This window comes from Pseudoxanthomonas sp. LARHCG66, assembly GCF_052871755.1.
On sequence record NZ_JBIXJW010000009.1, the window covers coordinates 73,081 to 84,482 of the forward strand.

Annotated in this window: 9 protein-coding genes and 2 pseudogenes; all 11 read right to left on the reverse strand. The window is 67.2% G+C overall.

All coding sequences use genetic code 11. The annotated features are described in order from the left end of the window. Positions 1-2: 2 nt before the first annotated feature. Entirely contained in the window at positions 3-677 is a 675-nt protein-coding gene (locus tag ACIPRS_RS18350; protein ID WP_446539586.1) for a response regulator transcription factor, read from the reverse strand. A gap of 24 nt (positions 678-701) precedes the next feature. Beyond that, the gene (locus ACIPRS_RS18355) at positions 702-1,367 is read right to left on the reverse strand and encodes a tetratricopeptide repeat protein (RefSeq protein WP_446539587.1); all 666 of its coding nucleotides are present in this window, start codon (positions 1,365-1,367) and stop codon (positions 702-704) included. After that, complete coding sequence (locus ACIPRS_RS18360) at positions 1,348-2,187, reverse strand: SDR family oxidoreductase (RefSeq protein WP_446539588.1); 840 nt, start codon at positions 2,185-2,187, stop codon at positions 1,348-1,350. Before ACIPRS_RS18360 ends, ACIPRS_RS18355 begins: the two co-directional genes overlap by 20 nt. Next, positions 2,187-2,861, reverse strand: a complete 675-nt coding sequence (locus ACIPRS_RS18365; RefSeq protein ID WP_446539589.1) for a TenA family transcriptional regulator — start codon at positions 2,859-2,861, stop codon at positions 2,187-2,189. Before ACIPRS_RS18365 ends, ACIPRS_RS18360 begins: the two co-directional genes overlap by 1 nt. Further along, positions 2,858-3,373 (reverse strand): hypothetical protein, encoded by a 516-nt coding sequence (locus ACIPRS_RS18370; protein WP_446539598.1) that lies wholly within the window; start codon positions 3,371-3,373, stop codon positions 2,858-2,860. The genes ACIPRS_RS18365 and ACIPRS_RS18370 overlap by 4 nt, the downstream gene beginning before the upstream one ends. Before the next feature lie 39 nt (positions 3,374-3,412). Next, a pseudogene (locus ACIPRS_RS18375) lies at positions 3,413-4,454 on the reverse strand (AMP-binding protein); the annotation flags it as partial. Next, entirely contained in the window at positions 4,355-5,017 is a 663-nt protein-coding gene (locus ACIPRS_RS18380; protein ID WP_446539590.1) for a thermostable hemolysin, read from the reverse strand. The pseudogene ACIPRS_RS18375 and the gene ACIPRS_RS18380, both read right to left, overlap by 100 nt. A gap of 139 nt (positions 5,018-5,156) precedes the next feature. Then, complete coding sequence (locus ACIPRS_RS18385; RefSeq protein WP_446539591.1) at positions 5,157-6,719, reverse strand: sodium/sugar symporter; 1,563 nt, start codon at positions 6,717-6,719, stop codon at positions 5,157-5,159. 79 nt (positions 6,720-6,798) lie between these two features. After that, positions 6,799-9,354 carry a glycoside hydrolase family 3 protein gene (locus ACIPRS_RS18390; protein ID WP_446539592.1) on the reverse strand — a complete coding sequence of 852 codons (2,556 nt, stop codon included), beginning with the start codon at positions 9,352-9,354 and terminating at the stop codon, positions 6,799-6,801. A 5-nt stretch (positions 9,355-9,359) separates the two neighbouring features. Next, positions 9,360-10,769: a sugar porter family MFS transporter gene (locus ACIPRS_RS18395; protein ID WP_337731882.1), complete on the reverse strand. Its 1,410-nt coding sequence runs from the start codon at positions 10,767-10,769 to the stop codon at positions 9,360-9,362. A 47-nt stretch (positions 10,770-10,816) separates the two neighbouring features. Beyond that, positions 10,817-11,402 (reverse strand): annotated as a pseudogene (locus ACIPRS_RS18400) (xylose isomerase); the annotation flags it as partial.

Sequence of the window (11,402 nt, forward strand, 5' to 3'; positions counted from 1 at the left end):
TCTCATGCGGTGTCTCCGGCAACGTCGCCAAGGGCATAGCCGATGCCACGCACCGTGCGGATGGCCGCCGGTTCCAGCTTGCGACGGAGCTGGTGGACATGCACGTCCACTGCGTTGCTGGCGACATCCTCGTTCCAGCCGTAGAGATGCCGCTGGATCGTGTCGCGCGCCATCGGGCGGCCACGTTGCTCCATCAGGACACGCAGCAATGCGAATTCACGCCGGGTGAGATCCAGGCTTCGTCCTTTCCATGTCGCGGTGAGCGTGGCCGGATTCAGGCGCAGAGGGCCCGCTTCCAGCGAAGGGGTCGCCCTTCCGGAACTGCGCCTGATCAGCGCACGTACCCTGGCCAGCAGTTCGGCGGTATCGAATGGCTTTCCCAGGTAGTCGTCCGCCCCGACATCCAGCCCCAGCGTGCGATCGGATGGCCGTTCGCGGGCGCTCAGCACGAGGATGGGCACCGGGTTCCCGACGGCGCGTACCTGCCGGATCACCTCGATGCCATCCATCCGCGGCAACCCCAGGTCCAGCACTACGAGGTCGAACTCGCCATCGCGCATCGCCATGAGTCCGCTTGCACCATCCTGCACCCAATCGACCGCGAAGGCACCGCGCCGCAAAGCGATGCAGATGCCTTCGCCCAGCAATGGATCGTCTTCCACCAGCAGGATGTGCATGCGGTCAGTCTGGTGTGCCCCCCCTCAGTTGGCAAGGTGCTCGGCGACGTCCTTCAGCTTGCTCTCCGCCTCGCGTCGGCGACCCGCATCGGCCACCTCCCGACCCGGCCGGGCCGGTGCCGCCAGCGCTTTCTGGAAGGCCGCGCGCGCGCCTGTCCAGTCCTTCTGATCGAGCAGGAAATCCGCATAGAAATAGTTGGCGTCGATGCCATCCGGATCGATGGCCAACCCCTTGCGGAGCATGGCGCGCGCCTTGTCGTCGTCGCCGAAGCCAAGCGGCCAGCCCGGTACCTGGTAGTACAGCGCGCCCAGGCTGGTGTAGGCCGCACCATCGAGCGCATCAGGCGCGATCTGGATGGCCGCCTCGAAATCGGCACGCGCACGCTTGACCAGCCCCAGCGCCCCCATCCCGCCCTTCTCGCCCGCCAGGCTCGACAGCACGATGCCCTCCCAGATCAGGGCGGACGCATCGCGCGGGTGCGTCTCCCGGATCTTCGCGGCCTGGCGCGCGAGCTCCTCGAAGGCCGATTCGCGCTGTGCCTTCGGTACCTGGTAGTTGATCTGCGCCCAGCGGTCGCGTACCTGGCCGGTCGTGGTGGCACCGGGCTCACCCGCCAGGGCAATCCCGACCAACAGCGTGGTGGACATGAGGATCAGGAAGAGCATGGACTTACCGTAAGCGTGGTTCATGGTGGATGTTCTCCTCGGTGGATGATCGTGGTCGTCGCGCATGCCGGCGAACGATGGGCAGGCTGTCGCGCAGATTGCGATCGACCAGTCCGGGCACCAGCCCATTGATGCGCGCGAAGAATTTTTCCGGCCAACCGATCTGCATCCTCGACCGGCCCTGCACGATGGCCGCGACCAGCTGGCGTGCGACTTCGGCGGGCACGTCGCTGCTGACCTTGAGTTCGGCATTCAGCGCATCGACGGCCGGCGTGTTGAACGGCGTGCGGGTGGCGCGCGGCGACAGGTACTGGAAGCGCAGGCCGGTATCTGCGTATTCCCTTGCCAGCGCTTCGGTCAGTCCGCGCAGGCCGAACTTGCTGGCGCTGTAGGCCGCGAAGCCGGGGAATGCCAGACTGCCGAAGGTGGAGCCGACAACGACCACGGTGGCCGATGCGTGCGTCCTCAGGAGTGGCAGCAACGCATGCGCGAGCAGCATCGGCGCCACCAGGTTGGTCTGCACCAACCGGTCCATGTCGACAGGATCCTGCTCTTCGAACAGACCGAATGCCGCCTGCGCGTGAGCCAGCACCAGCACCGAGGGCAGCGGGCTCGCGGCCTGCGCCGCGCGCAGCAGATGGGCGCGCCCCTCCTCCGTCGCCACATCGGCGACGACCCACGACGTGCTGCCGACAGGCATGTCCCGCGCGACCCGGCGCAGCTTGGCCTCGTCGCGCCCCACTGCAAGCACGCGCGCACCGGCGGCGACCAGCGCCGCGCACAACGGCTGGCCGATACCGCCGCTGGCACCGGTCAGGATCACGGTTCTCCCTGCGAGTTCCATCACGCCGCCTCGGCCAGGCGCGTGCCATCGGCACGCAGGGTGCGGAAGATGTCGCCATAGAGCACGTAGAAGCGTCGTGCGGCATGGATGACTGCCGCCTGGTCGCCCAGGTCGTCCAGGCGATCCATCAGGCGCTTGAAGAAGCCGACATGTTCGATGTCCAGGTCGCCATGCGACAACAGGTAGCCGAATGCATTGCGCGGCAGGTCGAGCGAGGTCTGCAGCGTGTTGGCGGCGCGCGTGGCGAGCGCGACGCTGGTGCCCTCCAGCACCAGCACCATGCCGAAGAAGCCGACCGGGTTGCCGCGCTGGATGGTGTCGTAGGCGTAACTGACCATCAGCTCCGTGGCCAGTGACGGCGACGACATCGCCGCCGCCGCACGGTCCTCGCCACATGCCGCGATATCGTCCAGCACCCACTCGTGGTGCCCCATCTCTTCAGCGATGTACTCGCCGACCGCCGTGCGCAGCCATTCCAGGCGTGCGGGCAGGCGCGCACCGCAGGCCATCAGCAAGGGCACCGTGTGGCGGACATGGTGATAGGCCTGGACAAGGAAGGCCACGTAATCCTGGCGCGCTATCCTGCCCGCCAGCGCGGACTGAATGAGGGGAATGGAAAGCAGGCTGTCGCGTTCGCGCATGGTCTGCGCGACCAGCTCGTCATGGAAACTCATGCGGTGACTCCGGAGGGGGAAACGTTCGGGGGAAGGCGATAGCAGGCGTCGACGTCGGCCTGGTAGCGGTCGAGGATGGCGGCGCGGCGCGGACGGCCGTTCGCGGTCATCAGGCCCGCGTCCGCGGTGAAGGGTGCAGCGCGCACGAAACGCGCGACGCGCGCATAGTCGGGTAGCCCGGCGTTGACCTCGTCCAGCGCACGCATGATCTGTGCGTCGCCCACGTCGGGACGGCGCGGCACCAGCACCGCGACGTTGTCCGCCTGGCCCTCGCCCCAGACCACCGCCTGCGCGATGGCCGGATGCGCCAGCAGTTCGCTCTCCACCCACTCCGGCGACACATTCCGCCCGAAGGCGGTGATGAAGACATTCTTGCGGCGTCCGGTGATGTGGACAAAACCTTCGTCGTCGCGATAGCCCAGGTCGCCCGTGCGCAACGGCCCCTCTTTCAGCGGGTCGCCCCCGAGGTAACCCAGTGCGCGTGCGCCCTCGACGCAGATCTCGCCATCCACGATCGAGACACCGGTATGCGGCAAGGCCTGGCCGACGCTGCCATCACGCGTGGCGCCCGGGCGATTGAGGCACACCACGGAACCGCACTCTGTCAGGCCATAACCTTCGAACACGGGGAGGCCGAGCGCGCGCGCGCGCGAGCAGGCCGGGCCCCACGCGCCCACCGCCCACCGCGATGTAGCGCAACGAGGCGGGCAAGGGAGCGCCCTGCTCCGCCGCCATCACCAGTGCCAGCAGCAACTGGGGCACCAGGATCACGCTTTCGGGCTGGTAGCGGTGCAGGCAACGCAGCAGCGTGGGCACGTCGAGGCCGGTCGCGCCGGTGTAGCCGATCTCGGACAGCGACGGCAGTGCGATCTCCGCATCCGCGAGGAGGGCGGCGTACAGCCCGGCCACGTTCTCCAGCAGCGTTGCGAGCGGCATCAGGCACAGATGGCGGCGGGGTGCGATCGCGGCGGCGGCATCGACCAGCGACCCCGCCACGCCGAACAGCGTGTGCGCATCCAGGCACACGCCTCGCGGGCGACCCGTCGTGCCGGACGTGTAGGTGATGCAGCCGGTGCGAAGCGGCAGCACCGGTGCCGCCGCTTCGTCCACCTGCGCACGCCAGCATGCCAGGCGCTCGCCATCGAGGAACCCGGTCAGCGCCTCGACGCCGGGCGGCATGGCGTCCTCGCGGGAAGTGACAACGCATTGCGCACCGCTGTTGGCCAGCGCGTGCAGCACCTGCGCGTCGGAGAAGAACATCGGCAGCGGCACATGCACGCCGCCGGTTTCGCGGATTGCCATGTCCAGCACGAACCAGCTCGGCCCGTTGTCCAGGCGACTGGCGACGCGCCGGATGTCCATCTTCGTCATCCACTCGACGAGGTGCCCGATCCGTGCGGCAAGCGTCTGGTCATCCAGGGTGCCGTTCGCCGTGATCAGGCGGGCACGCCCGCTGGCTTCGGACGCGCGCAGGACGACATCCATCGGTGTCCTCATGGTGACCCCGCCAGACAAAGGTCGGGGGTGCCGCTGCATGTCCGGGGCATGTGCCTGCCCCGCAGGTAGGCCACGCCCTCTGCGAGGTTGCCGCATATCAGGCGTGGTCGCGACGCGTAGTAGGAACCCCAGTCTCCACCGGCATCGCCGAGCCGTTCGGCGCGCGCTTCAGCCAGTTCGATCATCGGCAGATGCAGGCGCTCGAACGCATTGCGCAACTGTCGGGTGGCGACCAGCAGGACCCATGTCATGCCCGCCGACTGCAGGGTCAGCGCAAGCTGCAGGATGAGTTCGCGCGCGATGCCGGGCGTGGTGGCGGCGAAGTTGCCGGCTTCGACTATCAGGCGGCGGTCGATCTGCGCGATCTGCTGGTGCGCCATCACCTGTTCGACCGGCGCATCCAGGTAGTGCTCGACGAACAGCGGCCCCTCCCCTCCGGCACGCACGCCGACGGCAGCGGCAAGCCGGCCATCGCTGTCGCGATAGGCGAGCAGATGGGGGAAGAAGCTGCGCAGTGCTGCGCCGTAGCGCTCGCGATAGACGTCGCTGATGAACGACTCGACTTCGTCCCGGTCGGGATCGTGGCGATCAATCAGCTGGACGCTGGCGAAGCGTCCCGGCAGCGGGGCAAGTACGACGTGGGAGCGGATCCAGTGCATGGCGTGCATGCTGGAATCGCTCGATTAAGGGTCGATTAGCTCGAAGTTAAGCGCTCATTAGATTCCCGGCACGAATTCGTGAGAATCCGCACCGCGTCACCGCTGGGCTAAACCCGCTCTGAACGTCGCGCAAGGGACATCACCAGAACAGCGTATACAGCGCCACGAGAATGGCGAGCACCGCGACCGCCCCGATGTTGAAGGCGCCGCTGGTGCGGTAGTCCACGTCGCGGGTCTGGATGATGTCCTTCTCCGGCGCGTGCGGCGTGACCAGCGAGACGATCACCGCCAGTGCCAGCGCCAGCAGGAACACCAGGCCGACGCGATCGATGAAGGGCAGCGCCGGCCACGCCAGCTTCAGCACGATGGACAACACGAACGAACCGATCGCCGCCGCCAGTGCGCCGGCTTCGTTGGCGCGCTTCCAGAACAGGCCCAGCACGAAGATCACCACGATGCCCGGGGTGAAGAAGCCGGTGTATTCCTGGATGTACTGGAATGCCTGGTCGAAACTGCCCAGCAGCGGCTTGGCCGCCAGGATGCCGAGCACCACCGTGACCACCGCCGCGATGCGCCCGACACGCACCAGCTTCGTTTCATCATGCTGACGCTTGCCCTTGGCGTAGAAGTCGAGCGTGAAGATGGTCGCCACCGAATTGATCTTCGACGCCAGCGACGCGACGATCGCGGCCACCAGCGCGGCGAACACCAGGCCCAGGATGCCGGTAGGCAGCAGGCGCATCATCGTCGGATACGCCTGGTCGGGCTTGTCCAGTCCCGGCGCCAGCATCACTGCGGCGATGCCCGGCAGCACCACGATCACCGGCATCAGCAGCTTCAGGAACGCGGCGAACAGCACGCCCTTCTGCGCCTCGCCGATGTCCTTCGCCGCGAGGGCGCGCTGGATGATGTACTGGTTGAAGCCCCAGTAGCTGATGTTCATGATCCACATGCCGCCGATCAGCACGCTGATCCCCGGCAGGTCTTTGTAGAACGGGTTGTCCTTGTCGAGGATCATCTCGAAGTGGCCCGGCTGCGCTTCCCACAGCTTGTGGAAGCCGGCGACGATGCCTGCGCCGTCGCCCAGTTCGTTGAGCGTCAGGCCGGCGACCAGCAAACCTCCCAGCACCAGCAGCGACACCTGCACGATGTCGGTCAGCGCGACGGCCTTCAGGCCGCCATACAGCTGGTACAGCAGCGCGAACACACCGATCAGCACCACCGCCAGCATCTGGTCCATGCCGGTGACCTGCGACACCGCGATGGCGCCCAGCCACAGGATCGAGGTGACGTTGACGAACACGTACAGGCCCAGCCAGAACACGGCCATCAGGGTGCGGATGCGCGCGCCGTAACGCTGTTCCAGGAACTGCGGCATGGTGTAGATGCCGTTGCGCAGGAATACCGGCAGGAACCACTTGCCGACGATCAGCAGCGTGGCCGCGGCCATCCACTCGTACGAGGCGATGGCCAGGCCGATGGCATAGCCGGAACCGGACATGCCGATGATCTGTTCGGCCGAGATATTGGCCGCGATCAGCGACGCACCGATGGCCCACCACGGCAACGACTTGCTGGCGAGGAAGTAGTCCTTCGCGTCCTTGGTGTGTCCCGCTTTCTCGCGCGACACCCATTGCGCCAGCACGAAGATGCCGGCCAGGTAGGCCAGCACGATGCCGATATCCAGTCCCGACAGTGTCATTCCGTTCCCCTATCCCAAAACGACAAGCGATGCCGCGATGCATTCCCGGACGCCTGCGCGCCCGGGAATGCGCTCACGCTCAACGCGGGCAGTCGACCGCCTGCTCCGCCTGGTCCAGCGACCCCAGTGCGACGCGCGAGACCGAGATCGTCATCGTCCCTGCAGTACCGACGGACCACGGACGATCCAGCTTGGCGACATCGGCACCCGCCTTGGCCAGGCACTTCAGCGGCACGCCTACCCGCGTCCACTGGCCCACCGGCAGCTTCGCCAACGTCGGCGCCAATGCCACGCGCGCGGTGCATCCGGTGCCGCAGCCGACCGACAGCCAGGCGTCGCCGCTCGGCGCGGTATCGACACGCAAGGTGGTCAGCAGCATCACGTCGCCATTGCTTTCACGCTGCAGGTCCAGCGCAGTGTGCGACTGCAACGCGGCCGCCGCTTCGCCCTTGCCCGACCACGCGAGGCGGCGTCCGTCTTCCTGCGCCAGGTGGTCCACGCCAGTGACGCGCAGCAGATCGCCCGCCAGTGCTTCCGGCACCTTGGTGACGGTCACGCCCTGGCCGTCGGCGGTCTCGAGCCGCAACGCCATGCCGGAACCGGCATCGCCGCGCGCGAAGAACACGCCGCTCGCACCCTCGTCGCCGCTCACGCCGGATTCCTCCGGCAATGCCGCCAGGTCGCCCTTGTCGGCGTAGGTCAGGCCATAGCCGAACGCGAACAGCGGGTCGTAGCCTTCCTGCCCCACGTTGTTGGCGTACTGCGTGGCGGTGCGCGGCCAGCTGAAGCTGAGCTTGCCCTTGAAGTCGTGCTGCACGCTGCCATCGGCCTTGCGCAGCAGCACATCGGCGATGCCGCCGCCTTCCGAGCCTGGCAGCCATGCGGCGACGAACGCATCGGCCGCATTGATCTCGCGGTTCATCCACAGCGGACGCCCGCTCAGGAACACCGCCACCACCGGGATGCCTTCCGCCTTCAGGCGCTTGATCAATTCGAGGTCGGCGTCGTCACCCGGCTTGTAGAGCAGCGTCTGCAGGTCGCCCTGGAATTCCGCGTACGGGTTCTCGCCGAACACGACCACCGCGACGTCGGGCTTCTGCGTGTACTTGCCATCGAGGGCGAGGATCGCTTCGCCGCCCGCCGCCTTCGCCTGTTGCGCGATGCCTTCGTAGATCGAATCGGCGTTCGGGAAGTCCTTGCGCGTGGTGCCGGTGCCCTGCCAGTTGAGCGTCCAGCCACCGGCCTGCTTGCCGACATCGTTCGCGCCGTCGCCGGCCACCAGGATGCGCTGCTTCGGTGCCAGTGGCAGCACGCCGCCCTGGTTCTTCAGCAGCACCAGCGATTCGCGCACCGCCTGGCGCGCCACCGCGCGATGCTCCGGCGAACCCAGCAGCGCGAACTGTCCACCCACCGTGCGCGCCGACGGCTTGCCCGCTTCGAACAGGCCCAGGCGGATCTTCACCCGCAGGATCCTCCGCACGGCGTCGTCCAGCCGTTCCTGGCTGATCGTGCCGGCCTTCACCGCCGCCAGCGTGGTCTCGTAGAACCCCTTCCAGCTGTCGGAGGCCATCGCCATGTCGAGGCCGGCGTTGATCGTCGCCGGACAATCGGTATTGGTGCAGCCCTTCACCTGGCCATGGCCGTTCCAGTCGCCGACCACGAAGCCGCCGAACTGCATGCGACCCTTCAGCGCATCGGTCAGGTACGGCTTGTGGCCGTGCATCTTCTCGCCGTTGACACTGTTGAACGAGGCCATCGCCGTCTGCGCACCGGCCGCGATCGCCGGCGGATAGCCAGCGGCGTGGATGCGTACCAGCTCGGCTTCGCTGATCTTCGTGTCGCCCTGGTCCTTGCCGTTGGTGGTGCCGCCATCGCCGAGGAAATGCTTCACCGAGGCGATCACGTGGCGGCCGTCGAGGAAGCCGGGCGTGCCGACCTTGCCCTGCAGGCCTTCCACCATCGCGCCAGCATAGCTGGCCACCACGTCGGGTGATTCCGAATAGCCTTCGTACGTGCGGCCCCAGCGGTCGTCCTGCGGCACCGCCACGGTCGGCGCGAACGTCCACTCCATGCCGGTGGCGCGCGTTTCCAGCGCGGTGATCTCGCCGATCCGGCGCAGCAGCTCCGGATTGCGCGCCGCGCCCAGGCCGATGTTGTGCGGGAACAGCGTTGCGCCGACGATGTTGCTCTGCCCGTGCACGGCATCGATGCCGAAGATCACCGGGATCGCCTTGCCACCCTGCGAGGTGTCCATCGATGCTTCGTAGAAGGCATCGGCCAGCGCCAGCCATTCGGCCGGCGAGGCGTCATAGCGGCCACCCGGATCGGAATTGCCGCCGGCCAGGATCGAACCGAGCCGGTACTTGCGCACGTCGTCCGGCGTGATGCTGGCGATGTCGCCCTGCACCAGCTGGCCGACCTTCTCTTCCACCGTCATCGTGGCCATCAGGTCGGTGATGCGCTTCTCCAGCGCGGCGTCCTCGGCCAGCGGCCAGGCGACCTGCGGCCATGGGTTGGACGCGGCCACCGTCGCCGGGGCCTCGGTCTTGCCGTCGCCCTTGCAGGCGCCGAGCGCCAGCGCCACGGCCGCGATCAGCACGCCGCCACGGGCGCGCAGGGAATTCCGCTTCGTCATGGTCTTCATCCTTCCATCTGCTCCAGTTCCTTGCCCTTGGTCTCGTGAACATACTTCAGCACGAAGAAGACCGAGATGATCGCCGAAACCAGGTAGATGCTGTAGGTCGCCGCCAGGCCGATGGCCGCCAGCAGGATCGGGAAGGTCACGGTGATGGCGAAGTTCGACGTCCATTGCGCCGCACCCGCCACCGCCAGCGCCGAGCCGCGGATCTGGTTGGGGAACATCTCGCCCAGCATCACCCACATCACCGGGCCCCACGAGATGTTGAAGAACACCACGTACGCATTGGCCGCCACCAGCGCCAGCGTGCCCATGCCCTCGGGCAGCTGCAGGTGGCCGTCGACCAGCGAACCGCTGGCGAACGCCACCACCACCAGGGCCAGCGACACCGCCATGCCGGCCGAGCCGATCCACAGCAGCGGCTTGCGGCCGATGCGGTCGATCAGCAGCACGGTGACGATGCAGGCGCCGATGCTGAGCGCGCCGGACAGCACGTTGATCGCGAGTGCATCGTTCTCGGAGAAGCCGACCGCCTGCCACAGCACCGCGCCGTAGTAGAACACCACATTGATGCCGACCAGTTGCTGGAACGTGGCCAGGCCGATGCCCACCCAGACGATGGGACGGATCCTGCCGGTGGTCTTGTTCTTCAGATCGGAGAGCCGCGGACGATGGTGGTCCTCCGACAGCGAGGCATCGATCTCGGCGAGCTTGGTCTGCGCTTCGGCACCCCCGAACAGCCGCGTAAGCACGCGCAGCGCTTCGTCCTTGCGCCGCTTCACCACCAGATAGCGCGGACTCTCGGGAATGGTGAGCAGCAGGCCCAGGAACAGCAGCGACGGCACCGCCTGCATCCAGAACATCCAGCGCCACGCGGCATGTCCGCCCCACAGCGCCTCGGTGGACGCACCGGCTTTCGCGGCCAGCAGGTAGTTGGACAGGAACGCCGCGGTCAGGCCGCTGATGATGGCGATCTGCTGCACCGTCGCAAGGCGCCCGCGGTAGCGCGCCGGCGCTACTTCGGCGATGTAGGCCGGCGAGATCACGCTCGCCGCGCCGACCGCAAACCCGCCGATCACCCGCGCGATGACGAACACCACCGACGACGTTGCCGCGCCGGCACCGATGGCCGACAGCAGGAACAGCACCGCCGAGATGATCAGCACGTTGCGTCGGCCCAGGCTGTCGGCCAGCCGGCCGGCGCTGAAGGCACCGACCGCGCAGCCCAGCAGCATCGAGGCGACCTCGAAACCGAGACCCGCCTTGGTGGAACCGAACGCCTGCTGCAGGCCATCGACGGTGCCGTTGATGACCCCGCTGTCGAAGCCGAACAGGAATCCGCCGATCGTCGCCACCACGCTGATCAACACGATCAGCCGGGTGTTTTCGCCCCCGGTCATTGTCTGACTCATTACCTTCCCCTTCCTCGATCCGCTGTTGTCGATGCGACCTGCCGCGCTCAGCGCAGCAGGTACTGGTTGAGCAGGTTCTCGTAACGCTCCTGCCTGCCGCTGATCTGCTTGGGTTCGCCCTGCCCGGTCGCCAGCGCCGCCAGATCGGCCAGGCCCAGCGTGCCGTTCTCGAAGTCCTTGCCCTTGCCGCTGTCGAAGCTGGCATAGCGTTCCTTGCGCCACTGCTCCCACGGCGACTCGGTCAGCAGCGCGTGGGCGACTTCAAGACCGCGCGCGAACGCGTCCATGCCGCCGATGTGGGCGATGAACAGGTCTTCCAGATCGGTCGACTCGCGGCGCACCTTGGCATCGAAATTCAGGCCACCCTCCAGCCCGCCCTGGCGCAGTACCACTAGCATCGCGCCGACGGTGTCGTACAGATCGGTGGGGAACTGGTCGGTGTCCCAGCCGTTCTGCGCATTGCCGCGGTTGGCATCGATGCTGCCCAGCAGGCCGTGGTCGCTGGCCACCTGCAGGTCGTGCTCGAAGGTATGGCCCGACAGCGTGGCGTGGTTGGCTTCGATGTTGAGCTTGAAGTCCTTCTCCAGCCCGTGCTCCTTCAGGAAGCCGGCCACCGTGGCGCTGTCGAAGTCG